The organism is Apibacter sp. ESL0432, from assembly GCF_019469225.1.
Lineage (GTDB): Bacteria > Bacteroidota > Bacteroidia > Flavobacteriales > Weeksellaceae > Apibacter.
In genome coordinates, this window is the sequence record NZ_CP048266.1 from 1,676,772 (window position 1) to 1,703,206 (window position 26,435).

Here is a 26,435-nt window from a genome sequence, read left to right on the forward strand (position 1 = left end):
CTTAATCGAAATTATTTCCATTTCCAATCCAACATTCTTTTATACGGAATCGATTTTGATTCTGCTAAATCAGTAAGAGTTTTAGTAAGTGAGTCTATAGCTTCAATTTGAGATTTAGGAATAATAATATTTCTTCCCCTGTCTAATTTTATAAAAAAATGCGAGGGAATTTCATAGATTAGTTCTATATTGGAAATAGGAATTTTTCCTTCATTTTCACCGTTGGAAAGGATTATATCATCCGTTGAAAAAGTAAGTCCAATGGTTTCTAATTGCGTTTTATTAAAATTTCGATAAACAAAACGTTTATAAAATCTTTTATATATCCAACGGGAATAAATCGGATAAATAAATATAAAACCAATTCCAAATACTCCAAAATAAGCAGCTAATGCATAGTTTTTTAAAAAAACAAAAATTACAGCAAGTACAAAAAAGGCAAAGGTCCATAAAAGTAGCCCTTTTTTCCTTTGTTGTTTTACTATTTCATTCATCGAAGCACTAAAAAGCTGATGAGTAAGATAATCATCTGCTGAAATTTTATAAGTATATGTATAATCTTTCATAATTGTAAATGTATGAAATCCGTCGAATTTATGTTAGTGATTTAATAAGTAAGAATTAGATATGTATAAATAAATATTCCTATCTCCCTATATTATAAAATTAATTTATAATTGTAACTAGTAAAGATAGGAATAAGTATATGCCCCGTTAGTAACGGAAGCATATTTTGGTTATATTTTCTTTAAAAGAGATTTTAATTCAACATTCTCTCCTAAAATAGTGCGTAAGGAATCTACTGAAACTCTTTCCTGTTTCATAGTATCTCTGTTTCTTATAGTAACAGTATGATCGGAAAGCGTGTCATGGTCAACGGTAATACAGTAAGGAGTACCGATAGCATCTTGTCTTCTATATCGTTTACCAATGGCATCTTTATCTTCATACATTACATTATAATCAAATTTCAAATCATTGAAAATCTTTTCTGCATATTCCGGCAATCCATCTTTTTTAAGTAATGGAAATATAGCAACTTTATTAGGCGCTAAAGCAGGAGGCAAACTTAAAACAACTCTTGATGACCCATCTTCCAATGTTTCGTCTTTTAAACATTTAGATAAAAGAGCTAAAAACATTCGGTCTAATCCAATAGATGTTTCCACTACATAAGGAACATAACTTTTATTTTGTTCCGGATCGAAATATTGAAGTTTTTTACCGGAATATTTTTCATGTGCCGATAAATCAAAATCAGTTCTGGAATGGATACCTTCCAATTCTTTAAATCCGAATGGAAAATTAAATTCAATATCGGTGGCAGCGTTTGCATAATGGGCTAACTTTTCATGATCGTGAAATCTATAGTTATCTTTACCCAATCCTAAAGCTAAATGCCAATTTAAACGTTTTTCTTTCCATTCTTTAAAATAAGACAATTCTGTGCCCGGAGGAACAAAAAATTGCATTTCCATCTGTTCAAACTCTCTCATCCTAAAAATGAATTGTCTTGCCACAATTTCATTTCTAAACGCTTTACCAATTTGTGCAATTCCAAAAGGTAATTTTTTTCTTCCTGTCTTTTGGACATTTAAGTAATTTACAAAAATTCCTTGTGCCGTTTCAGGTCTTAAATATAAATCGGTAGCAGAATCAGCAGTAGAGCCTAATTTTGTCCCAAACATTAAATTAAACTGACGAACTTCTGTCCAGTTTTTAGAACCTGTTTCGGGATCACCAATTTCCAGTTCTTCGATTAAAGCTTTAGTATCTGCTAAATTAGTTTCCAAAGACTTAGCTAATCTTTGTAAGATATCTGCTTTTTGCTTTCTATATTCTAAAACTTTAGGATTAGTAGTCTCAAACTGTTCCAAATCAAAAGCTTTTCCAAATCGTTTTCTTGCTTTTTCAACTTCTTTTTTAGCTTTATCTTCAAATTTCTCCGCAAAATCTTCCACTAAAACATCCGCACGAAATCTCTTTTTACTGTCTTTATTGTCAATTAACGGATCATTAAACGCATCAACATGCCCGGAAGCCTTCCAGATAGTAGGATGCATAAATATAGCAGAATCCAATCCCAAAATATTTTCATTCAACTGCACCATTGCTTTCCACCAATACTGTTTAATATTGTTTTTTAATTCAACACCATTTTGACCGTAATCGTAAATGGCTGATAATCCGTCATAAACTTCACTGGAAGGAAAAACAAACCCATATTCCTTGGCATGGGCAACTACCTTTTTTAAAACATCTTCTTGAGATTTCATATATATACTTGGTTAGATATTTATATTCAACGTTCAAATTTACTATAAAAAATGAGATATTACCCTATAACTGTTATATACCTCTATCAGGGAAAACAAAATATATCTTATAATTCAACCGAATCTTTCGTTGATATTAAAAATAAATTTGCGTTTGCAAATTATCTTCATATATTTGCACTTCGAAAATAAATGAAGAACAAAAAAGAGATGTTATTATGTTAATTATTCCAGTAAAAGATGGAGAGTCTATTGATAAAGCTCTAAAAAAATATAAAAGAAAATACGATAAAACCGGTGTTGTTAAAGAATTAAGAAAAAGACAACAGTTTATTAAGCCTTCTGTTACTAAAAGACAACAGGTTATTAGAGCAGCTTACAAACAAAGATTGCAAAGTCAAGAAGAAGCATAAGAAACTTTTTCTATAAAATATTAGCCTATTTTTCGAAATTATTTTTAATTTTGAAAAGTAGGCTTTTTATATGTTACAAAAATTTCTTGAATACCTTACCTTAGAGAAACATTATTCTCCTCTTACCATACAAAGTTATGAAAGAGATTTGCTGGATCTTCAAAGCTTTCTTTTAGAATCTGAAAGCATTTCTGATGCAGAACATGCTACTGCCAAACAACTAAGGAATTTTATTATTTATCTATCCAATAAAAATTTATCGGAAAAATCCATCAATAGAAAAATTTCTTCTATAAGAAGCTTTTTTAAATTTTTGCTTAAAATTGATTATTTGGATATAAATCCAACCATCTACTTAAAAAATCTTAAACAAAAGAAAAAAGTTTTACTTCCTTACACTGAAGATGAAATTTATTCCATCGAAACTTATATAAATTCTTGTGAGGCAGGAAAAGATAACTCGGATTCCTTTGATACTCTTAGAAACCATCTCATATTTGAGATATTTTATCAAACAGGTATCAGAAGAATGGAGCTTCTGCAACTTAAAACTTCAACAATCGATTTAAAGAATCACACGATTAGAATTACAGGAAAAAGAAATAAAGAAAGATTAATTCCTATAACTCAAAAATTATCAGAGCAAATAAATGCATTTCTAGCCTATAAAATCAATTTTGGTATACCTTATGAATATCTATTTACCAATAAAAACGGTAAAATTTTAAGTGAAAAGTATGTATATAACCTGATTCATAGATATGTTAGCATGGTAACTACTAAGGATAAAAAAAGTCCGCATATGCTCCGTCATACCTTTGCAAGTCATCTCTTACACAACGGAGCCGAAATCAATTCCATAAAAGAATTACTGGGTCACAGTAGTTTAGCAGCTACACAAGTATATACTCATAATACTATAGAAGATTTAAAAAAAGTATTCAACCGGTCCCATCCTTTTGGGCTTAAAAATAAAAAAGATGAAAATTAACGTACAAGCAGTAAATTTTAATGCACAAGACACCCTATTGGCATTTTTAAATAAAAAAGTTTTAAAATTAGATCAATATTATGACAAAATAATCAATGCTAATATATTCCTAAAATTGGAAAACGTTGGAAATAAAGAAAATAAAACTACGGAAATCGTTTTAGAAGTTCCCGGTGATGAATTAGTAGCTAAAAAAACGTCCCCTACATTTGAAGAAAGTATTGACTTAGCCTGTGAAGCCGCTAAAAAGATGATACTCAAAAGGAAAGAAAAAATGTAGGTAAAAAATCATATTTTTTTTTCATAAAAATTTGGAAATATTAAAAATTTATCTACCTTTGCAATCCGTTAGACGAAGATAATGATCTTAGAAAAATAACGAAATATTTTCTTTGAAATAAAAAATTTAACGCCGGTATAGCTCAGTTGGCCAGAGCACGTGATTTGTAATCTCGGGGTCGTGGGTTCGAATCCCTCTACCGGCTCGTTTTTGAAGGGGAGATACTCAAGCGGCCAACGAGGACAGACTGTAAATCTGTTGGTTTTTACCTTCGGAGGTTCGAATCCTCCTCTCCCCACAAAAAAATTAAAAAAAATTTTTGTAATTCAAAAAAAATTTCTACCTTTGCAACCGAATTACAAAGGTAATCAAAAAATAAGCGGAAGTAGCTCAGTTGGTAGAGCGTCAGCCTTCCAAGCTGAATGTCGCGAGTTCGACCCTCGTCTTCCGCTCAATTTTTTAACAGCCGATGTAGCTCAGGGGTAGAGCGCTTCCTTGGTAAGGACGAGGTCACGGGTTCAATTCCCGTCATTGGCTCTCAATTACCCAAACATACAATCACAAATTTTATTAATAAGCCTAAACTTTCTTAAAGACATATTTACAAAACAGTTGTTTATAAAAAAGTATTTATTTTTTATAAGCTATTGTTATTTAAAAAAAATTGAGTATATTTGCACTCATTTTTGGAAATATAAACAAACATATTTATCATGGCAAAAGAAACTTTTCAGCGTACCAAACCACATCTTAATATAGGTACAATCGGTCACGTAGACCACGGAAAAACGACTTTAACAGCTGCTATTACAAAAGTATTAGCAGAAAAAGGGTTAGCAGAAAAAAGAGATTTCTCTCAAATTGATGCAGCTCCTGAAGAAAAAGAAAGAGGGATCACAATCAATACTGCACACGTAGAATATCAAACAGAAAACCGTCACTATGCACACGTTGACTGTCCGGGGCATGCTGACTATGTAAAAAACATGGTTACCGGTGCTGCTCAAATGGACGGAGCTATTCTAGTAGTTGCTGCAACAGATGGACCTATGCCTCAAACAAGAGAGCACATCTTGTTATGTCGTCAGGTAAACGTACCTAAAATCGTTGTATTCATGAACAAAGTGGATATGGTTGACGATCCTGAATTATTAGACTTAGTTGAAATGGAAGTAAGAGAATTATTATCTTCTTACGATTATGACGGAGATAACACTCCTGTTATCCAAGGTTCTGCTTTAGGTGCACTTAACGGAGATCCAAAATGGGTTGCTACTGTTGATGAATTAATGGCAGCAGTTGATAACTGGATTGATTTACCGGTTCGTGATCAAGATAAACCATTCTTAATGCCAATCGAAGACGTTTTCTCTATTACAGGTCGTGGAACTGTAGCTACAGGACGTATTGAAGCCGGAGTTATTAACTCAGGTGAAGCTGTAGATATCGTTGGTATGGGAGATGAAAAATTAACATCTACTGTAACCGGAGTTGAAATGTTTAGAAAAATATTAGATAGAGGTGAAGCCGGAGATAATGTTGGATTATTATTAAGAGGTATTGAAAAAACTGATATCCGTCGTGGTATGGTTATCGCTAAACCGGGTTCAATCACTCCTCACAAAAAATTCAAAGCAGAGGTTTATATCTTAACTAAAGAAGAAGGTGGACGTCACACTCCATTCCACAATAACTACCGTCCTCAATTCTACGTTAGAACTACTGACGTAACCGGTACAATTACTTTACCGGAAGGAACTGAAATGGTAATGCCTGGTGATAACTTAACTATTACAGTTGAATTACACCAACCAATCGCACTTAACAACGGTTTAAGATTCGCTATCCGTGAAGGTGGTAGAACTGTTGGTGCAGGTCAGGTAACTGAGATTTTAGATTAATTTAAATAAAATCATAACAAAAGAAAGAACTTAAAGTTCTTTCTTTTTTAAGCGGGTGTAGCTCAGCTGGTAGAGCAGTGGTCTCCAAAACCAAAGGTCGTGAGTTCGAATCTTTCCGCCCGCGCAAAATAATAATAAATGAACGGACTCATTAAGTATTTAAAGGGCGCAATAGAAGAATTTAAAGATCACGTCGAGTGGCCTAAATGGTCCGATCTGCAATCCTCAACAACTGTTGTAGCGATTACATCGATCATTTTGGCTATGTTCTGCTTTGGTGTAGATTGGATTTTTGCTAAAGCGCTTCAGAATATTTATTCTATATTAATAGGATTAAAATCTTAATATTAGGAAGCGATGGATGAAATGAAATGGTATGTACTGAAAACGATCAGTGGGCAAGAATCTAAGGTGAAAATGTATATTGAAAATGAAGTTTTAAGATACGAACATCTTAAAAAAAATCTTGGCCAAGTAGTTGTACCTATGGAAAAAGTAGTACAAATTAGAAACGGAAAAAAAATTCGTAAAGAAAAAGTCTATTATCCCGGCTATGTTATGGTTGAAGCTAATTTAATTGGCGAATTACCACATACTATAAAGAATATACCCGGCGTAATTAGTTTTTTAAGTGCTACTAAAGGAGGAGATCCACTTCCAATGAGACGAAGCGAAGTGAGTAGAATGTTCGGTAAAATGGATGAATTATCAGAATCTGAAGATACCGTAAACATTCCTTTTGTATTTGGTGAAACCGTGAAAGTTATTGATGGACCATTTAATGGTTTTAATGGAACCATCGAAAAAATAAATGAAGAGAAAAGAAAATTAGATGTGATGGTGTTGATTTTCGGAAGAAAAACCCCCATTGAATTAAGTTTCTCTCAAGTAGAAAAAATATAGGCTGCTTCCACAGATATAAATAAAACATTTTTAAGTAAAAATTAAAATGGCAAAAAAAATTTTTAAAATGGTAAAACTCCAGGTGAAAGGAGGTCAAGCAAATCCTTCACCACCAGTAGGACCTGCATTAGGTGCTGCCGGGGTTAACATTATGGAGTTTTGTAAACAATTTAATGCCCGAACACAAGAAAAGCAAGGACAAGTATTACCGGTTATCATTACTGTATATGAGGATAAATCTTTTGACTTTGTAGTTAAAACTCCTCCTGTAACCGTTCAACTTTTAGCAGCTTCTAAAGCTAAAAAAGGTTCCGGCGAACCAAACAGAGATAAGGTAGCATCCGTTACTTGGAGCCAAGTACAACAAATTGCTGAAGATAAAATGGTAGATTTAAATTGCTTTACTATAGAATCAGCAGTTAGCATGGTTGCAGGTACAGCAAGATCTATGGGTATTAGAGTAACTGGGCAAAATCCCTTTAATAATTAATTGTAGGAATCATGGCAGTTTTAACGAAAAAACAAAAAGCAGTAGTTGCTAAAGTAGATAAATCAAAACTTTATACATTAGAGGAAGCTTCCAATTTAGTTAAAGAAGTTAATTACACTAAATTTGATGCATCCGTTGATATAGCTGTACGTTTAGGAGTAGATCCACGTAAGGCTAATCAAATGGTGCGTGGAGTTGTATCTTTACCTCATGGTACAGGTAAAGAAACTCGTGTTTTAGCTTTAGTTACTCCCGATAAGGAAGAAGAAGCTAAAAACGCAGGTGCTGATTATGTAGGTTTGGATGATTATCTACAAAAAATAAAAGATGGATGGACAGATGTTGATGTAATTGTTACTCAACCTCAAGTAATGGGTAAATTAGGTCCTTTAGGAAGAGTTTTAGGTCCTCGTGGATTAATGCCCAATCCTAAAACCGGAACAGTTACCACTGAAATAGGAAAAGCAATTTCAGAAGTGAAAGCAGGTAAAATAGATTTTAAAGTAGATAAATACGGAATTGTACATGCTGCAATAGGTAAAGTATCTTTCGATGCAAAAAACATTCAAGAGAATGCACAAGAAATTATTTCTACTTTAATAAAATTAAAACCTCAGGCAGCAAAAGGAGTTTATGTGAAAAGTATATACCTATCCTCTACTATGAGTCCGGGTATTGCTATTGATCCTAAAGGTATTAACTAATTTTAATTTTACCAAAACATGACAAAACAAGAAAAAACAGAGGTAATTAAAGAATTACAGGAAGTACTTGAAAGTACAAATGTATTATATATAGCTGATACTGATGGATTAAATGCACAACAAACTTCAGAACTAAGAAGAGCTTGTTTCAAAGGTGAAATTTCAATGAAAGTTGTTAAAAACACCCTTCTTAGAAAAGCAATGGAAAATGTAGAAGATAAAGATTTTTCAGGTGTTTTTGAAAGTCTAAAAGGAAACTCTACTATTTTCATTTCAGAAAAAGGAAATGCTCCGGCTAAATTAATACAAAATTTCAGAAAGAAAACCGAAAAACCATTATTAAAAGCTGCTTGGATTGATTCTGCAGTATTTGTAGGAGATGCTCAATTAGAAACATTGGCAAATCTTAAATCCAGAGAAGAGCTTATTGGAGAAATTATTGGATTACTTCAATCTCCAATTAAAAATGTTGTTTCTGCCCTTAAATCCGGTGGGAATACCATTGCCGGTTTGGTTAAAACCTTATCTGAAAAAGAAGAATAATTTCACACTCATAATAAATAGTTGTTAAACAAAAATTAAAACAAAATTAAAAATGGCAGATTTAAAACAATTAGCTGAAACTCTAGTAAATTTAACAGTAAAAGAAGTTAATGAATTAGCTGAAATATTAAAAGAAGAATACGGTATTGAACCTGCTGCTGCTGCTGTAGCTATGGCTGCACCTGTTGCTGGTGCTGATGCCGGTGCTGCTGAAGAAAAAACAGAATTCGATGTTATTCTTAAAGCTGCAGGAGCTAACAAATTAGCTGTTGTTAAATTAGTTAAAGATCTTACAGGTAAAGGTCTAAAAGAAGCTAAAGATGCTGTAGATGGAGCTCCTACTCCAATTAAAGAAGGAGTAGCTAAAGACGAAGCAGAAAGTCTTAAAAAACAGCTTGAAGAAGCTGGAGCTGAAGTTGAATTGAAATAATTCATTCTACCTAAAAATAAAGGTTTAGGCCTCCAATTTAACATTGGTAAGGTCTAAGCCTATTTGTGTTTTAAAGATTTTAATATATCATATGAGTAAATCATTGGCGTCAAAAACTCAAAACCCTAAGAGATTTAGTTTCTCTCACTCTAAAGGACAAATTGAATTTCCTGATTTCCTGGATATACAGGTTAAATCATTTCAGGATTTTTTTCAATTAGAAACTCGTCCTGATCAAAGAAAAAACGAAGGACTTTTTAAAACGTTTACTGAAAATTTCCCTATTTCCGATACTAGGAATCAGTTCGTTTTAGAATTTTTAGATTATTTTGTTGATCCTCCAAAATACTCTATTGAAGAATGCATTGAAAGAGGATTAACTTATAGTGTACCACTTAAAGCACGTCTTAAATTATATTGTACCGACCCCGAACATGAAGATTTTGAAACAGTAGTTCAAGATGTATATTTAGGGCCTATTCCTTATATGACACCAAGCGGTTCGTTTATTATAAACGGTGCTGAAAGAGTTATGGTATCCCAATTACATCGTTCACCTGGTGTATTTTTTGGACAATCTTATCATGCCAACGGTGCTAAATTATATTCTTCCAGAATTATTCCATTTAAAGGATCTTGGATGGAATTTGCTACCGATATCAATGGCGTGATGTATGCTTACATTGACAGAAAGAAAAAACTTCCGATGACAACCTTGCTTCGTGCAATCGGTTATCAAAGTGATAAAGATATATTAGAAATATTTGATCTTGCAGAAGAAGTAAAAGTTAATAAATCCAACCTAAAAAAGATGTTAGGAAGGACTCTAGCTGCAAGGGTTTTAAATACTTGGTTCGAGGACTTTGTTGATGAAGACACCGGTGAGGTGGTTTCTATTGAAAGAAATGAAATTATCCTTGACCGTGAAACTGTTTTAGAAAAGGAACATCTTGATTTAATCATAGATTCCGGAATTAAAACTATTTTAGTTCATAAAGAAAACAGTAATGAATTCTCAATAATTCACAACACATTACAAAAAGACTCTACCAATTCTGAAAAAGAAGCTGTAGAATATATCTATCGTCAATTACGTAATGCTGAACCACCTGATGAAGAAACGGCTAGAGGAATTATCGATAAATTATTCTTCTCTGATGCTCGATACTCTTTAGGTGAAGTAGGTCGTTATCGTATTAATAAAAAGTTAGGATTAAATATATCAGAAGATATTCAAGTTTTAACAAAAGACGATATTATCGCAATTGTTAAATATTTAATTGAACTAATCAACTCAAAAGCTGAAGTTGATGACATCGATCACTTATCTAACCGTCGTGTTAAAACTGTTGGTGAACAATTAGCCGGTCAATTTGGTGTAGGTTTAGCTCGTATGGCTCGAACCATTAAAGAAAGAATGAACGTCCGTGATAACGAAGTGTTCACTCCTATTGACTTGATCAATGCTAAAACCTTAACTTCAGTTATCAACTCTTTCTTTGGAACTAATCAGTTATCTCAATTCATGGATCAAACCAATCCACTATCTGAGGTTACCCATAAAAGACGTATGTCTGCATTAGGTCCCGGTGGTTTATCAAGAGAAAGAGCCGGATTTGAAGTGCGAGACGTTCACTACACTCACTACGGTAGAATTTGTCCTATCGAAACTCCGGAAGGACCGAACATCGGTTTGATATCTTCTTTAGGCTGTTACGCTAGAATCAATGACTTAGGATTTATGGAAACCCCATACAGAAAGGTTGTTGACGGTAAAGTAGATTTAGAATCCGAGCCTCAATATTTAACTGCGGAAGAGGAAGAAGGAAAAATTATTGCTCAAGCGAACATCAATATGGACAGCGACGGTAAAATTCTTGATGAGAGAATCGTTGCCAGAGAGGAAGCTGATTATCCGGTTGTTGAGCCTGATAAGGTGGATCTGATGGATGTTGCACCTAATCAAATTACAGGTATTTCCGCTTCATTAATTCCTTTCCTTGAGCACGATGATGCGAACCGTGCTTTGATGGGTTCAAACATGATGCGTCAAGCAGTACCCTTATTGAAACCTCAAGCTCCAATTGTCGGAACCGGTTTAGAATTTCAAGTAGCTAAAGATTCGCGTATCTTAATTAATGCAGAAGGTGAAGGAGTAGTAGAATATGTGGATGCTAACATTATTACTATTAAATACGACAGAACCGAAGAAGAAGAATTAGTTAGCTTTGATTCTGCAAGTAAAACATATAAATTAACGAAATTCAGAAAAACCAATCAAAGTACTTCTATAACGCTTAAACCAATCGTTAAAGCAGGTGATAGAGTTTCTAAAGGTCAAGTTTTAACTGAAGGTTATGCTACCGAAGATGGAGAACTTGCTTTAGGTAGAAACCTTCTAGTAGCTTTTATGCCTTGGAAAGGATATAACTTTGAGGATGCGATTGTTATTAATCAAAGAGCAGTTAGCGAAGACTGGTTTACTTCTATTCACGTAGACGAATATTCTTTAGAAGTTCGTGATACCAAATTAGGTATGGAAGAACTTACACCGGATATTCCAAACGTAAGTGAAGAAGCTACTAAAGACCTTGATGAAAATGGGATGATCCGTATTGGAGCAGAAGTTAAACCCGGAGATATTTTAGTAGGAAAAATTACTCCTAAAGGAGAATCTGACCCAACTTCAGAAGAAAAATTACTTCGTGCCATATTCGGGGATAAAGCCGGAGATGTAAAAGATGCTTCTCTAAAAGCAGAACCTTCTTTAAAAGGTGTGGTAATTAATAAAAAATTATTTACACGTAACATTAAAGACAAACGTAAAAGAGGAGACGAAAAATTAAAAATTGAACAATTAGAAGCTGAATTTAAAGTAAAGCTTAATGATTTAAAAAATCAACTATTAGAGAAATTATATGTCCTTCTAAATGGTAAAACTTCTCAAGGAATCTATAATGATTTAAATGAAGAAGTAATACCAAAAGGAGTTAAATTCACTCAAAAGCTTTTATCTAGTATTGATGACTATTTTAATTTAGCCGGAGAAAATTGGACTTTAGATGATAATAAAAACAATTCTATTAAAGAATTGCTTCACAACTATAAAATAAAACATAACGATTTACTAGGTTCTCTAAATAGAGAAAGACATACTATTTCTGTTGGAGATGAATTACCGGCCGGTATCGTTAAATTGGCAAAAGTTTATATTGCTAAAAAACGTAAACTAAATGTTGGAGATAAAATGGCAGGTCGTCACGGTAACAAAGGTATTGTTGCTAGAATAGTACGTGATGAAGATATGCCATTCCTAGAAGACGGAACACCGGTAGATATTGTCCTTAACCCATTAGGGGTACCTTCCCGTATGAACATTGGACAGATTTACGAAACAATTTTAGGATGGTGCGGTAAAAAATTAGGTAAAAAATTCGCAACTCCTATCTTCGATGGAGCTACTTCCGAGCAAATCGATGAACTTACAAAAGAAGCAGGAGTACCTCAATGGGGAACTACTTATTTATATGATGGAGGAACCGGAGAACGTTTTGAGCAAAAAGCAACTGTGGGAGTTATCTATATGTTGAAATTAGGACATATGGTTGATGACAAAATGCACGCACGTTCAATCGGACCATACTCATTAATTACTCAACAACCATTAGGAGGTAAAGCTCAATTTGGAGGTCAGAGATTCGGAGAAATGGAGGTTTGGGCTTTAGAAGCTTTCGGAGCATCAAACATTCTAAGAGAAATTATAACAATTAAATCTGATGATGTAATAGGTAGAGCTAAAGCCTATGAATCAATTGTTAAAGGTGAACCAATGCCTGAACCGGGTATACCTGAATCATTTAATGTATTCTTACATGAATTACAAGGTTTAGGGTTGGATGTAAGATTGGAAGAATAAATATTTCTTTCTTAACTCTTAATAAATTTAAATTTTTTTCAATTTAATTGATTACAAAATAATGGCAGTTAAACAAAGAACTAGCAAATTTAGTAAAATTATAATCGGATTAGCTTCTCCGGAAAGTATATTACAACAATCTAGAGGAGAGGTTTTAAAACCTGAAACAATCAATTATCGGACTCATAAACCTGAACGAGACGGTTTGTTTTGTGAAAGAATATTCGGTCCGGTAAAGGACTACGAATGTGCTTGTGGGAAATATAAAAGAATACGTTACAAAGGAATTGTTTGTGATCGATGTGGAGTTGAAGTAACGGAAAAAAAAGTTAGACGTGAAAGAATCGGACATATCAACTTGGTAGTGCCTGTGGCACATATCTGGTATTTCCGTTCTTTACCCAATAAAATTGGATATTTATTAGGTATTCCATCCAAAAAACTGGATATGATTATCTACAACGAACGTTTTGTAGTAATTCAAGCCGGAATAGCTAAAAAATTAAATGGTGAAGAATTAGAACATCTTGAATTTTTAACGGAAGAAGAATATTTAGATATATTAGAAACTCTTCCTATTGAAAATCAATATTTAGATGATTCTGATCCGAATAAATTTGTTGCCAAAATGGGAGCAGAATGTTTGGAAGAACTTTTAAAGAGAACAGATTTAGATGCTTTATCTTATGAATTAAGACATAAAGCCAATAATGAATCTTCCAAACAAAGAAGAACAGAAGCGTTAAAACGATTACAAGTAGTTGAATCTTTCAGAGATGCTAATTCCAATGGTCGTATTAACAGACCGGAATGGATGATCATGAGAGTAATACCTGTAATTCCTCCGGACTTACGTCCGTTAGTTCCCTTAGATGGAGGGCGTTTTGCTACTTCTGACTTAAATGATTTATATCGTAGGGTTATTATCAGAAACAATCGTTTAAAACGATTAATTGAAATTAAAGCCCCTGAAGTAATTTTACGTAATGAGAAGCGTATGCTTCAGGAAGCTGTTGATTCTTTATTTGATAATACAAGAAAATCATCTGCGGTTAAATCTGAATCTAACAGACCTTTAAAATCTCTGTCTGATTCCTTAAAAGGAAAACAAGGACGTTTCCGTCAAAACTTATTAGGTAAACGTGTGGATTATTCTGCTCGTTCGGTAATTGTTGTAGGTCCTTCCCTTCAACTTCATGAGTGCGGACTTCCTAAAGATATGGCTGCAGAACTTTATAAGCCTTTTATCATTCGTAAATTAATTGAAAGAGGAATTGTAAAAACTGTAAAATCCGCCAAGAGAATTATTGAAAGAAAAGAACCGGTAGTTTACGATATCCTGGAAAATGTAATGAAAGGACATCCGGTATTGTTGAACCGTGCCCCTACTCTTCACCGTTTAGGTATTCAAGCATTTCAACCTAGAATGATTGAAGGAAAAGCTATTCGTCTTCACCCGTTAGTTTGTACTGCGTTTAATGCAGACTTTGACGGTGACCAAATGGCGGTGCATTTACCTTTAGGACCGGAAGCTATTTTGGAAGCTCAATTATTGATGTTGGCTTCTCAAAACATTTTAAATCCGGCTAACGGATCTCCTATTCAAGTACCTTCACAAGACATGGTTTTAGGTTTATATTATATGACTAAACCATTAACACCTACGGACGAAATTAAAGTTAAAGGACACGGATCTATTTTCTATTCTTCTGAAGAGGTAGATATTGCTTATAATGAAAAAGCAGTAGATTTAAATGCTATCATTAAAGTAAAAGCAACAGTTGTAGAAGGTGAAGAATTAGTTGAAAAAATGATTGAAACTACTGTAGGGCGCGTGTTATTTAACAAAATCGTACCTAAAAAAGTAGGTTTCATCAATGAAGTATTGACTAAAAAATCATTACGTAACATTATCGGTACCATATTACAAAGAACCGATTTCCCTACCACAGCTAAGTTTTTGGATGATATGAAAACTTTAGGTTATGCAACTGCATTTAAAGGTGGATTATCATTTAGCTTAGGTGATATTAAAACTCCTGAAGAAAAGAAAATTATGATTCAGGAAGCGAATGAACAAGTGGATGGGATCAGAGCTAACTATAATATGGGATTAATTACCAATAATGAAAGATATAATCAGGTAATTGATGTTTGGACTAATACCAATGCACGATTAACAGATTTAATCATGCAACGAATGAAAACCGACAAAGGTGGATTCAACTCTGTATATATGATGCTTGACTCCGGTGCACGGGGATCTAAAGAACAGATTCGTCAGTTAGCAGGTATGCGTGGATTGATGGCAAAACCTCAAAAAGCGGGATCTTCCGGAGGTGAAATTATTGAAAACCCTATTATCTCTAATTTCCGTGAAGGACTTTCCATCCTTGAGTACTTTATTTCTACTCACGGGGCTCGTAAGGGTCTTGCAGATACCGCATTAAAAACCGCTGACGCAGGTTATTTGACTCGTCGTTTAGTGGATGTGGCACAAGATGTTATTATTAATGAACAAGATTGTGGAACTTTAAGAGGTATCGAAATTTCTCCGTTGAAGAAAAATGACGAAATTGTTGAACCATTATCTGAAAGAATTTTAGGACGTGTATCTCTTCATGATGTATACCATCCTGATACAGATGAGCTATTAATTGAAGCAGATCAAATGATAACTTCCGAAATAGCTAAATTAATTCAACAATCCGGAATTGAATCAGTAGAAGTTCGTTCGCCTTTAACTTGTGAATCTAAAAAAGGTATTTGTGCTAAATGTTATGGTGTAAACCTTTCAACCAATAAATTAATCAACAAAGGGGAAGCGGTTGGAGTTATTGCAGCTCAATCTATCGGTGAACCGGGTACACAGCTTACCTTAAGAACCTTCCACGTGGGAGGTACTGCAGGAAACGTTGCAGAAGTTAGCAGCATTGTTGCTAAAAGAGACGGAAAAGTTGAATTTGATGATATTAGGACTGTTGAAAGTGAAGACGAAAACGGAAATAAAGTTTCAATCGTTGTTTCTCGTTCCACAGAATTTAAATTATTGAATGCGGAAGGTAACATTCAAATGCTTACCAACATCCCGTATGGTTCTACTTTATTAGTTGAATCAGGTGATGAAGTTAAGAAAGGAGATATCATTTGTAAATGGGATCCGTATAACGCAATTATACTTTCTGAAACTGCCGGTAAGATCGAATACGAACAAATTGAGCAAGGTTCCACTTATCAACTAGAAATAGACGAACAAACCGGATTTGAAGAAAAAGTAATTTCAGAATCTAGAAATAAAAAATTAATTCCTACCTTAAAAATATTAGATACTAAAGGGAATGAGTTAAAATCAATTAACTTACCGGTTGGTGCACACCTTATCGTAAATGATGGTGAAAAAATTAAGGCAGGAAGAATCTTAGTAAAGATACCAAGAAGATCAGCTAAAGCCGGGGATATTACAGGTGGTTTACCACGTGTTACCGAGCTGTTTGAAGCACGAAATCCTTCCAACCCGGCTGTTGTTTCAGAAATTGACGGTGTAGTTAGTTACGGTAAAATTAAGAGAGGTAATCGAGAAATAGTTATTGAGTCTAAAACCGGTGAAATTAAAAGATATTTGGTTAAATTATCTAATCAGATTCTTGTACAGGAAAATGACTTCGTTCATGCTGGAGATGCCTTATCTGACGGTGCTATAACTCCTAACGATATTCTTAACATCAAAGGGCCTACTGCCGTTCAGGAATATTTAGTAAATGAAATTCAAGAAGTATACCGATTACAAGGGGTAAAAATCGATGATAAACATTTCGAAATTATTGTTCGTCAAATGATGACTAAAGTAGAAATTGTTGATTGCGGTGATACTAAATTCTTAGAAGGTAATCTTGAACATAAAATTGACTTTATTGAGGAAAATGATCGTATTTTCGGAATGAAAGTTATTACTGATCCCGGAGACAGTTTGGAATTAAAAGCCGGACAAATTATTACTTCAAGGGAACTTCGAGATGAAAATTCTAAATTGAAACGTGAAGATAAGAAATTGGTTGAAGCTAGAGAAGCGCTTCCGGCTACTGCCAGTCCTGTACTACAAGGTATTACAAGAGCCTCTTTACAAACCAAATCATTTATCTCTGCAGCATCTTTCCAAGAAACAACTAAAGTTTTAAATGAAGCTGCTGTTGCCGGTAAAGTTGATTATCTAAACGGATTGAAAGAAAATGTTATCGTAGGACACAGAATCCCTGCCGGTACCGGTTTAACTGAATATCAACACGTAGTTGTAGGTTCGAATAAGGAATTTGAGGAAATGATAACCGAAAAAATTTAACCAAAAACTAATTCGAAATGGAAAATCAAAATCAGAATCAACAAGACTTAAATATTGAATTGACGGATGAAGTAGCTTCCGGGGTATTTTCAAATTTGGCATTAATAAATCATTCTCCGACTGAGTTCGTAGTAGATTTTATACAAATAATGCCGGGGGTCCCTAAGGCTAAAGTTAAATCAAGAATCATTTTAACTCCTGAACATGCGAAACGATTATTAACAGCTTTAACTGATAATATTCAAAAATTCGAACAACAATTTGGTGCAGTTAAAGATGATACCTACCATTTAAATTTTGGTCCTAAAGGTCAAGCTTAAATAGTCTAAAAGTCAACAAATTATTTATAATAATAATGAAGCCGAGGTAAACCCTCGGCTTTTTTTATTAATGGTTTAATAGTTTACATCATAAAAGGCCGATATTTTTATAATATAGACAACTAAATAAAGGAATTAATTTGTGAATTATGTAATTATTTAACAATTATTTTACGATAATTAAAAAATATATTATATATTTGAAACGATAAATTAATGTATTAGATATGAGAGTAAACCGAATTTTCTTAGGATTTTCGTTTATCTTCTTGGGTTCGGCTTTTGCCTGGGCTCAGATGAAAACGATTAGCGGGAAAGTTCTTGGGAGTGACGGTCAGCCACAAGCTGATGTTTCTGTTACGATACAAGGATCTACCAAAAAAACGTATACTGACGACTCAGGAAATTTTTCAATTGATGCTGAACCCGGACAAACCATCGAAATTTTATCATTTGATGACGAAACTGCAAGTTTTATTGTTAATGATCAAAGTTTCTATGATGTGGTTCTACAGTCTCCAGTTACAGAAAGCAAAGAACCTGCTGAAAAAAAGGAAACAGTAATTGAAGGAGTCGTAGTAACTGCTTTAGGTATCACAAGAGAAAAAAAGTCGTTGGGTTATGCGACTCAATCAGTAAATGGCGACGATCTTTCCGTTACCAGGGAAAGTAATCCAATTAATTCACTTTCGGGAAAAGTATCGGGATTGCAAATCGTTAATAATAGTGGGACCATGGGAGGTTCAACACAAATCAGATTAAGAGGAATGAGGTCTCTATCTCAATCCAACAAACCTCTTATTGTTGTAGACGGTATTCCTTTAATTGATCAAAATATCAATGATAAAAACACTGAACGAGGAGCCGGTGGTATTGATTATGGTGATTCATTCGGTGACATTAATCCCGACGATATAGCAAATATTTCCGTACTTAAAGGAGCTACTGCCGCGGCATTATACGGATCCAGAGCCATGAATGGAGCTATAATGATTACCACAAAAAAAGCAAAAAGAGGTAAAACTGAGATTGTCTTTAATTCAGGTGTTGTATTTGACAAAGTTTATAAAATGCCTCATCAGCAAAAATTATATGGTGGTGGCGGAAGCAAAACATTTGCAACAAAAAATATTAATGGTGTGGATTATCTGGTGGTTGACTATAGAACCGATGAATCTTGGGGGCCAAAATACGATCCGAATGTTAAAGTCTTACATTGGAATGCATTCGATCCAGAATTTCCAAATGATTATTTAGTTGCAAAACCGTGGATATATCCTAAAAATGATTACAAGAAATTTTTCAAAACCGGTGTAACATACAATAATGGTATTTCTTTTAGCAGAAGTGTTGAAAATACTAATATCAGAGTGGGATATAATAATACTAAATCATCCGGAATAACCCCAAATTCAGACTTAACCAAAAATTCATTATCCATGAATCTGAATTCTAAATTATCTGATGATTTAAAAATAAATGCTTCTGCAGCTTATACTTCTACAAGAGGTTTCAACAGACCTGAAGTGGGATATGACAATAACAACATTATTCAAAAAATGTTTCATTTTGGTCAAACCTCATTAGACTATAATGATCTACAAAAATATGAGTTAGCAGACGGTACTCAAAGAACTTGGAATAGAGAATCTTGGGATAATCCAAAACCCGCTTATTCAGATAATCCCTATTGGACAATAAACAAAAATACCAATAAAGACAATAGAGATCGTTTATATGGTACTGCCGGATTAATTTATAACATAACAAAAGATATGTATGTTAATGGAAAGGTAATGCTTGATACCTATACTCTTCATACAGAAAACAGAACAGCTGTTGGATCACATGCTCTTTCTCAATTTAAAATTTCAGAGAGAAAATATACTGATCTAAATTATGAAGCAACTTTACATTATGACAAAAATATAGGGAACTTTTCACTTAACTCTTTTGCCGGAACTAACCGAAGGGAATATACATATAGAAGAATGAATGGAAAAACTAAAGGAGGGCTAATTATAAGAGACTGGTATAATCTAAATAATTCATTAGAGCCGTCTTTAGTTATGAATGAAAAAGAGAAGAAAAGAGTAAACAGTTTGTTTTATTCATTTAGCTTAGGATATGACAATTTTGTATTCTTAGAAACTACCGGTAGAAATGACTGGTCTTCTTCATTACCTTCTAAAAACAATTCTTTTTTCTATCCATCAGTAGCAACCAGTTTTGTAGTTACTAGATATCTTACCAGCAATTGGTTGGAATTTTTAAAAATTAGAGGGGGATATTCTGAAGTTAGAAATGATACTGATCCTTATCAACTCATCAATACATTTTACAATATAGATGAGGATGAGGATCCGAATTATGGCAGCTTGTATTTAAAAGATCCTTGGTTTTGGTTAACAACTGTTGCTAAAACAGATAAATTAAAACCCGAAAAATTGGAATCTTTTGAATTAGGGGTTGAGTTTCAAATGTTCCAAAGAAGATTAAATGGGGATATTTCATTATATCAAACTACCACCAAAGACTTAATAACTAAAGTACCTTTAGACGGTTCTGCTGGTTTCAAATATGCAATGATGAATGCCGGAAAATTAGTTAATAAAGGAATAGAAGTTTCATTGAATATAGTTCCAATTAGACAAGAGAATTTTAGATGGGATTTTAATTATAATTTTTCAAAATCTGATAATGAAATCAAATCTTTGAGTGAGGATTTAAGTTCACTAACCATAGCTAAAGCTCCATTTAATGCTTTTGTCGTTGCACTACCCGGGTATAGATACGGACAAATATACGGGACAGATTTTATTTATAAAGATGGAAAAAAAGTAGTGGGTAGTAATGGGTTATATCTGAAAACCGATAAAAACGTACCCTTAGGATCAATACTTCCCGATTTTAACATGAGCTTTAGAAATTCCTTCACTTACAAAAATTGGAATTTAGGATTTCAAATTGATTGGCAAAAAGGCGGTAAATATTTTTCAACTACTCATATGTGGGGTATGAGCTCCGGAATATTACCTGAAACTGCTGCAAATGGAATTAGAGAAAACGGTATTATCGTAGACGGCGTTAAAGAAAATGGAAAACCTAATGATATTAGAGTTTCGGCAACAGAATATTCTAAGCATTTTTTTAGTGGACCTAGTGCACAAAATGTATTCGACGCGGATTACATCAAACTGCGCGAATTGTCAATAGCTTATTCTCTTCCCTCTCAATATTTAGGAGATTTTATTAATTCCATAACATTTTCTGCCTTTGCAAGAAATTTATTTGTATGGGGATTAGATTGGAAATCCATGGATCCTGAGGTTGCTAATTATGGTAGTGGAAATGCTTCAGGAATTGAAGGGGGATCGATGCCTACTACCAGATCATTTGGAGTTAATGTGCAAGTTAAGTTCTAAATTAAAATATTCAATATGAAAAAAATAACCATTTATATAGCTTCTCTAATTTTTCTATCTGCCACCGTTTCTTGCGACAATGATTTTGAAAACATCAATACCAATCCCAACAATCCGGAGAAGGTTCCCGGTTATACTACTTTTAGATACGGTAGCCGATATTTTATTGATAACACTCGAGATGAATGGGGATCCGGAAGAATGGTTCTTCCTTGGATACAGTATTGGTGTCAGGTAAATTATACGGAAGAAGATCGATATCAGTATAGAGACGGAGCTAATCAAAACTTATGGAAAGATTATTATCGCGCTGCAGAAAATCTTAAAACCTCCATTGAATTAGTAGAAGCCGATCCGATAAGCAATGTGCAATTTGGTGCTATAAGTAATCAAATAGCTGTCGCAAGAATAATGTTAAGTTATTTATTTATGCAACTTACAGATACCTACGGAAATGTTCCTTATTGGTCTTACGGAGGGCAATCCAATCCGGATTTTCAGGCTTTACAGGTTGAAAAATATAAAACTCCAAAATTTGCTTCACAAATAACCATATATAAAGACATTTTAAAAGAATTAAAAGAAGCTTCCGGCCAACTTGATCTTTCTGAAAAAGTCACTACAGGAGATCACATGTATGAAGGTAATGCGATAAAATGGAAAAAATTTGCCAATTCTTTACGTCTAAGATTAGCTAATCGTTTAAAAAGCGTTTTACCTGAAGCATTAGCCGAAGCTAATGATGCGATTTCAATGGGTGTATTTACATCTAATGATGATAATGCAGTATTTGCGTATGGAAATACTACATCAGATGCTAATCCAATGTGGATGGCTTATTTTGTTAAAAATAGAACTGATTTTGCAGTAACCAATACTTTTATTGAATTATTAAAAGGAAAAACAGGTAATTTTTCTGCTGATCCAAGACTTTATAAATTCTCTTCTCCTAAAAAAGCAAGTATAGACGATGTAAAAAATAATACGTATATATCATCCACTAATTTAGATGATTATGAGGGGATGCCTTATGGTGTTAAAAGCGAAATGGCATCTGAAGTGTTCACCTCCAGCACTATTTCTTTCCCTAGTTATGACGTTTTACATATTAACAGAGGTGAAGTACTTATGGAATACGCTGAAATTGAATTTATATTATCCGAATTAAATAATTGGGATCAAGCACATTATGAAAGTGGTGTAAAAGCTTCGTTTGATAAGTGGAATGTATCTGCTGCAGAACAAACAGCCTTTTTAAGCACTTTACCGCCGGCAAATGAAGAAAATGTACTAACACAGAAATATATTGCACTTTATATGCAACCCCATGAGGCATGGGCAGAATATAGAAGAACAGGGTTTCCTAAAACTTTATTATTACCTAATCAATCGCATACTCTTCCGGCGTATAATAAAACTCCCGAAGGAACTACGTATACTTTTATGCCTTTAGTCAATAATATGACTGATCTACCGACTCGTATTCCTTATCCTTCTCATCTTTCTACACAGAATTCAAAAAATTATTATGAAGCTGTTAAAGGATTGGGAGGACCTGATGATATGAAAACAAAATTAGTTTGGGATGTAAATTGATACTTAGTTAAAATTTCATATATAAATAACGCTCTGTTTAATTATAAACAGAGCGTTGTTATATTTATAAAGCGATTTTTTAAATTTAATATTCTACCAGTAATTCAATATCCTGTGTATACTTTTTTAACTCATCTAGACCTCCTAAAAAGGAAAGTCCCAATATAAAGCTGAATTGAGAGACTACTGCATCACAATTTTGTACCAATTTAGCACATGCAGAAGCTGTTCCTCCTGTTGCTAGAACGTCATCATGAATTAAAATTCTTTGTCCCGGCTTAATGTGTCCTTTTTTAACTTCAATAATTGCTGAACCATATTCTAAATCATATTCTTGGGAAATTATCGGAGGAGGCAATTTTCCTGCTTTACGTACCAATATAAACGGCAAACCAAGCTCCCTGGCAATTTGAACTCCAAATAAATACCCCCTACTCTCAATACCACAAACTGCATCAATTTTACCTCTACTTAAATCAGCAAAAGCTTTTACAATTTTGGTACACAAATCTGCATTTAAAAATATGGGAGAAATATCTTTATATTGAATGCCTTCTTTTGGAAAATCTTGAACTCTATCAATATGTAAATCTATTTCTTGGCTTAAACTTAATTCTTTCATTCAATTCATTTTTAATTTTACTTAAAATATCTTATTTCCAAGTATCTTCTTTTATTTCTTTAGTTTCTGTATTTGTTATTAACCAATTATCTTTAACTTTTTTTAGTATAAAATTTTGAGTTAAAGTTTTTATTTTTCCATTAATGTCTTTGATCTGATATTGTACATTAACAGTTTGTTTATCATCATTCTTTTCTTCTAATTGTGCGTTTATTAAGTTAGTAGCAGCAATAGTTCCAAATCCATTGGTAGTAGACGAAAATTGATCTAAAGAAGTCCATTTAGGATTCTGTGCTAAATTATAAGCTTCAGAATATTGCTTATCACCAATTAATTGTATAAATTTTTTAACATTGTCCAACGCAACTTGTTTATTTATTTCATCCTCTATAGGTGTGGATGCATCTCTTGTTTTGGATAAATCAATAGGAATACCCGACAGTTTACCGTATAGATATTTATCTTCGGCATTAATCTTTATTTCAACATCCAGGGAGGATGTCGCCAATTTTTTGTTATCAAACATGAAAAAAGGAATTTTAATACCTTTATTTAATGAGGGATCTCCCACTGCCGAAGAATTAATTTCTCTTTGGATTACATATACTATGGTACCATTGTTTATAAATGATATGGATAAAGTCAATGGTAAATCAGCATAAAAAATTTCTGATCCTGAATCATCAATTAATTCGGGGTATAAATAAAATCCATCATTGATGGTTTCATCTTTGCTAATCGCAGAATAACGAATATTGATCCGTGTTGCTTTTTCTATTTGTTTTAGTTTTTGCTCAGCTTCAGTTAATGGTTTTAAATCATTATCGAAAACAGAAGGATCTACTGAGTTCATGGAAGTGCTGGACCAAGGAATCTTGTTTTTCTTTGCTATATCCTCTGCAATATCGAAAATTTGTTCGGCATTTTTACCATTAAGTAATGTATAGAGTTGTTCCCATCTCTTATTTTCATCGGATCCTTCTGTTTTAAACTTATAAATCAGTTTAACCGCTTCTTGAATTTTATCCTGTTGTAGGATAGTCAATTTGGACGATATAGATTTTACACTTTTAGTAAAGGTTTCCTTTGATGTCCCGTCAATTACCTTATATTCTTTTTCACAAGAAGAACATAAGAAAATAAAGGTTAACCCTATCAAAAATATTTTTCTCATAAAAGTATGTTTGTCACAGGTAAAAATACATTAATTATTTTTAACGATATACCCCGATATTTTTAATGATGAAAGATTTTTATAAGTAATTAGTGCTTTGGTTTCATAATCTATGATATTCAATCCGGCATATTTAGCAATGGCGTGTCCACCGGCAATATCCCAAAAATTAATGGGACTTAATCGTGCATATTCGTTTGCTTTTCCTTCTGCTACCAGGCCGATTTTAATGGCGCTGCCCATCTGTAAAACAACAATTTCTGAATGTTGTAATTTTAAGTTTTTTATATATTCTTCATCCACATGACTATAGTGGGAACGACTTGTTAAAACGGTATATTTTTTTAAATCGGGTTTAAAAGGTAATGTAACGGATTGTTCCAGTAGTTTGTCCGTAAGATCATCTTCATTCAGTAACGCATATAAATTTTCATACTTTCCATTCCATTTATAACTACCTAATCCTTCCGCAGCAAAATAAAACAATCCCATAGAGGGAGCAGCTAAAACTCCGAGCAAAGAAGTTTCGGGAGTCAGTAAGCCAATTGAAATACAATATTCTCCGGTTTTATTCACATATTCTTTAGTTCCGTCAATTGGATCTACACACCAATATTTTTCCCAATTTTCCATTACCTTTTCCGATTCGTGCTCGGTTTCTTCACTTAAAATAGGAATTGATGTTTGTTTTAAATAAGTGGTAATAATTTCATTTGACTTAAGATCACCCGTTGTTACGGGTGATTGGTCTTTTTTTAAGGAAACTGAAAAGCCATCCTCATATATTTTATGGACTTCTTGAGAAGCTTCTATAGCAGCTTTTAGCGCTATATTAATTAGTTTTTTCATTAGTATGAATCATTTGTATTACCTTTTTGAGATAAGGCTTTTGCCGAAGAAGTTCCTATTCTTTTTACTCCCATTTCAATCATTTTCACTGCTTCATCGTAGGTTCTAACTCCACCAGCTGCTTTTACCGGCAAGGGTTGAGAATATTTAAGCATAATTTCCATTGCATGGAACGTCGCTCCATTTGGTTTTCCCTCTTCTGCTTGGTAAAAACCGGTGGAAGATTTCACAAAAATGTTACCAAATTCATTCTTTTCAAAGTTTTCTTGAGCCCAGGTGGAAAAATAAGAGCAAATGGATTGGATTTGTTCGTCAGTTAATGCCGCAATCTCAATAATCCATTTAACTACTTTGGATGCTTTTAAACCTAATGACGTTCCGGTAATAAATTCTTGTTTAATTAAATCGATATCTCCCTTTTTAAAAGCCTCGTAGTTGATTACATAATCCAACTCATCCACTCCATCTTCAATAGCTTTCTGTGCCTCTGCGATTTTTTCAGTTAATGAATAGGTACCTTCATGAAACCCAATGACGGTACCTACTTTTACCTCAGAATCAACTTTTTGAATCATTTCTTTCACTTTTTTAATGTATTCGGGACGAATCATTACTAAATAAAAATGATTTTCAATTGCTTCTTCAGTAAGTTTTTTAACTTCTTCCCAAGTTTGTTCTTCGGTTAATCCACTTTGAGAAGGTAGCTTAAGGTAAGTTGAATCTAAATACTTTGTTATATCCATTTATCTTATAATTTTTAATTGTGTTTTTAGGGTATAATCTGTCGTGAAATACTTTGTTCTAAAGAAATAATGGTTTCAGTCCTTTCAATTCCCTTGATATTTTGTATCTCATTTCTTAAAACCGACATGAGATGATCATTATCTTTACATAATATTTTGATGAAAATTGCATAATTTCCTGTTGTAAAATGTGCTTCGATAATTTCAGGAATTTGCAACATGCTTTTAATGGCTTCTTTGTACTGGGCCGATTTTTCAAGAAAAATACCCACATAAGCGGTAGTTTTATATCCTAATAATTTATAATTCAAAGGGGTAACCGGATCTTCTATGATTTTTGCTGCTTCCAGTTTCTTAATTCGTTGATGAATTGCTGTGGATGAAACTCCTACCTGTTTTGCTATTGTTGAAACCGGTATTTTCGAATTCTCCATTAATGCTTTTAAAATGATTTTATCGATACCGTCTAATTCTACTGTATGTATATCTGATATTCTCATTTTTCGGTAAAATTACAAATACT

Annotated in this window: 22 protein-coding genes and 5 tRNA genes; 20 read left to right on the top strand and 7 right to left on the bottom strand. The window is 33.4% G+C overall.

Annotated features, from left to right (window positions below):
• Window positions 1–11: 11 nt before the first annotated feature.
• Together GYM73_RS07070 and GYM73_RS07075 are read right to left on the bottom strand one after the other, a co-directional pair.
• Window positions 12–566: a YcxB family protein gene (locus GYM73_RS07070; protein WP_220233417.1), complete on the bottom strand. Its 555-nt coding sequence runs from the start codon at window positions 564–566 to the stop codon at window positions 12–14.
• Window positions 567–737: 171 nt separating this feature from the next.
• Window positions 738–2,276, bottom strand: coding sequence for a glycine--tRNA ligase (locus GYM73_RS07075; protein WP_220233418.1), 1,539 nt, complete (start codon window positions 2,274–2,276; stop codon window positions 738–740).
• 218 nt (window positions 2,277–2,494) lie between these two features.
• Here GYM73_RS07075 and rpsU point away from each other — a divergent pair, with 218 nt between their 5' ends.
• From rpsU to GYM73_RS07175, 20 genes are all read left to right on the top strand, one after another.
• Window positions 2,495–2,689, top strand: a complete 195-nt coding sequence (rpsU, locus tag GYM73_RS07080) for a 30S ribosomal protein S21 (RefSeq protein WP_055425292.1) — start codon at window positions 2,495–2,497, stop codon at window positions 2,687–2,689.
• Between the two features lie 70 nt (window positions 2,690–2,759).
• Entirely contained in the window at window positions 2,760–3,680 is a 921-nt protein-coding gene (locus tag GYM73_RS07085) for a tyrosine-type recombinase/integrase (RefSeq protein WP_220233419.1), read from the top strand.
• Window positions 3,670–3,960 carry a ribosome hibernation-promoting factor, HPF/YfiA family gene (gene hpf / locus GYM73_RS07090; protein ID WP_105298060.1) on the top strand — a complete coding sequence of 97 codons (291 nt, stop codon included), beginning with the start codon at window positions 3,670–3,672 and terminating at the stop codon, window positions 3,958–3,960. The genes GYM73_RS07085 and hpf overlap by 11 nt, the downstream gene beginning before the upstream one ends.
• A gap of 131 nt (window positions 3,961–4,091) precedes the next feature.
• Window positions 4,092–4,165: transfer RNA gene (locus tag GYM73_RS07095), tRNA-Thr, on the top strand.
• 10 nt (window positions 4,166–4,175) lie between these two features.
• Window positions 4,176–4,258, top strand: a tRNA-Tyr gene (locus tag GYM73_RS07100).
• An 81-nt stretch (window positions 4,259–4,339) separates the two neighbouring features.
• Window positions 4,340–4,412, top strand: a tRNA-Gly gene (locus GYM73_RS07105).
• Window positions 4,413–4,425: 13 nt separating this feature from the next.
• A tRNA-Thr gene (locus GYM73_RS07110) sits at window positions 4,426–4,497 on the top strand.
• Between the two features lie 176 nt (window positions 4,498–4,673).
• The gene (tuf, locus tag GYM73_RS07115) at window positions 4,674–5,861 is read left to right on the top strand and encodes an elongation factor Tu (protein WP_105298061.1); all 1,188 of its coding nucleotides are present in this window, start codon (window positions 4,674–4,676) and stop codon (window positions 5,859–5,861) included.
• A 51-nt stretch (window positions 5,862–5,912) separates the two neighbouring features.
• Window positions 5,913–5,985 (top strand) — tRNA-Trp (locus GYM73_RS07120).
• A 14-nt stretch (window positions 5,986–5,999) separates the two neighbouring features.
• A complete protein-coding gene (gene secE, locus GYM73_RS07125; RefSeq protein WP_105298062.1) occupies window positions 6,000–6,206 on the top strand; it encodes a preprotein translocase subunit SecE in 207 nt (68 codons plus the stop codon).
• A gap of 12 nt (window positions 6,207–6,218) precedes the next feature.
• Window positions 6,219–6,764 (top strand): transcription termination/antitermination protein NusG, encoded by a 546-nt coding sequence (gene nusG, locus GYM73_RS07130; RefSeq protein ID WP_105298063.1) that lies wholly within the window; start codon window positions 6,219–6,221, stop codon window positions 6,762–6,764.
• 46 nt (window positions 6,765–6,810) lie between these two features.
• Window positions 6,811–7,254 (top strand): 50S ribosomal protein L11, encoded by a 444-nt coding sequence (rplK, locus tag GYM73_RS07135; protein ID WP_105298064.1) that lies wholly within the window; start codon window positions 6,811–6,813, stop codon window positions 7,252–7,254.
• A gap of 11 nt (window positions 7,255–7,265) precedes the next feature.
• Window positions 7,266–7,958 carry a 50S ribosomal protein L1 gene (gene rplA, locus GYM73_RS07140; RefSeq protein ID WP_105298065.1) on the top strand — a complete coding sequence of 231 codons (693 nt, stop codon included), beginning with the start codon at window positions 7,266–7,268 and terminating at the stop codon, window positions 7,956–7,958.
• Between the two features lie 18 nt (window positions 7,959–7,976).
• On the top strand, window positions 7,977–8,501 hold the full coding sequence (gene rplJ / locus GYM73_RS07145) for a 50S ribosomal protein L10 (RefSeq protein ID WP_105298066.1): 525 nt from the start codon (window positions 7,977–7,979) through the stop codon (window positions 8,499–8,501).
• A gap of 52 nt (window positions 8,502–8,553) precedes the next feature.
• Window positions 8,554–8,931 (top strand): 50S ribosomal protein L7/L12, encoded by a 378-nt coding sequence (gene rplL, locus GYM73_RS07150; RefSeq protein WP_105298067.1) that lies wholly within the window; start codon window positions 8,554–8,556, stop codon window positions 8,929–8,931.
• 91 nt (window positions 8,932–9,022) lie between these two features.
• Complete coding sequence (rpoB, locus tag GYM73_RS07155; protein ID WP_105298068.1) at window positions 9,023–12,847, top strand: DNA-directed RNA polymerase subunit beta; 3,825 nt, start codon at window positions 9,023–9,025, stop codon at window positions 12,845–12,847.
• Between the two features lie 61 nt (window positions 12,848–12,908).
• Window positions 12,909–17,183: a DNA-directed RNA polymerase subunit beta' gene (gene rpoC, locus GYM73_RS07160; RefSeq protein ID WP_160557118.1), complete on the top strand. Its 4,275-nt coding sequence runs from the start codon at window positions 12,909–12,911 to the stop codon at window positions 17,181–17,183.
• Between the two features lie 17 nt (window positions 17,184–17,200).
• Complete coding sequence (locus GYM73_RS07165) at window positions 17,201–17,503, top strand: DUF3467 domain-containing protein (protein ID WP_105298070.1); 303 nt, start codon at window positions 17,201–17,203, stop codon at window positions 17,501–17,503.
• Between the two features lie 227 nt (window positions 17,504–17,730).
• The gene (locus GYM73_RS07170) at window positions 17,731–20,928 is read left to right on the top strand and encodes a SusC/RagA family TonB-linked outer membrane protein (RefSeq protein WP_220233420.1); all 3,198 of its coding nucleotides are present in this window, start codon (window positions 17,731–17,733) and stop codon (window positions 20,926–20,928) included.
• A 15-nt stretch (window positions 20,929–20,943) separates the two neighbouring features.
• Window positions 20,944–22,524 carry a SusD/RagB family nutrient-binding outer membrane lipoprotein gene (locus GYM73_RS07175; protein WP_220233421.1) on the top strand — a complete coding sequence of 527 codons (1,581 nt, stop codon included), beginning with the start codon at window positions 20,944–20,946 and terminating at the stop codon, window positions 22,522–22,524.
• 85 nt (window positions 22,525–22,609) lie between these two features.
• Here GYM73_RS07175 and GYM73_RS07180 read toward each other — a convergent pair whose 3' ends face one another.
• The 5 genes from GYM73_RS07180 to GYM73_RS07200 are packed head-to-tail and all read right to left on the bottom strand — an operon-like array spanning window position 22,610 to window position 26,412.
• The gene (locus tag GYM73_RS07180; protein ID WP_220233422.1) at window positions 22,610–23,146 is read right to left on the bottom strand and encodes an adenine phosphoribosyltransferase; all 537 of its coding nucleotides are present in this window, start codon (window positions 23,144–23,146) and stop codon (window positions 22,610–22,612) included.
• 31 nt (window positions 23,147–23,177) lie between these two features.
• The gene (locus GYM73_RS07185) at window positions 23,178–24,320 is read right to left on the bottom strand and encodes a hypothetical protein (protein WP_220233423.1); all 1,143 of its coding nucleotides are present in this window, start codon (window positions 24,318–24,320) and stop codon (window positions 23,178–23,180) included.
• A gap of 30 nt (window positions 24,321–24,350) precedes the next feature.
• The gene (locus GYM73_RS07190; RefSeq protein WP_220233424.1) at window positions 24,351–25,169 is read right to left on the bottom strand and encodes a 3'(2'),5'-bisphosphate nucleotidase CysQ; all 819 of its coding nucleotides are present in this window, start codon (window positions 25,167–25,169) and stop codon (window positions 24,351–24,353) included.
• Complete coding sequence (deoC, locus tag GYM73_RS07195; protein WP_160567067.1) at window positions 25,169–25,912, bottom strand: deoxyribose-phosphate aldolase; 744 nt, start codon at window positions 25,910–25,912, stop codon at window positions 25,169–25,171. Before deoC ends, GYM73_RS07190 begins: the two co-directional genes overlap by 1 nt.
• 26 nt (window positions 25,913–25,938) lie before the next feature.
• Complete coding sequence (locus tag GYM73_RS07200; protein ID WP_220233425.1) at window positions 25,939–26,412, bottom strand: Lrp/AsnC ligand binding domain-containing protein; 474 nt, start codon at window positions 26,410–26,412, stop codon at window positions 25,939–25,941.
• Window positions 26,413–26,435 lie beyond the last annotated feature (23 nt).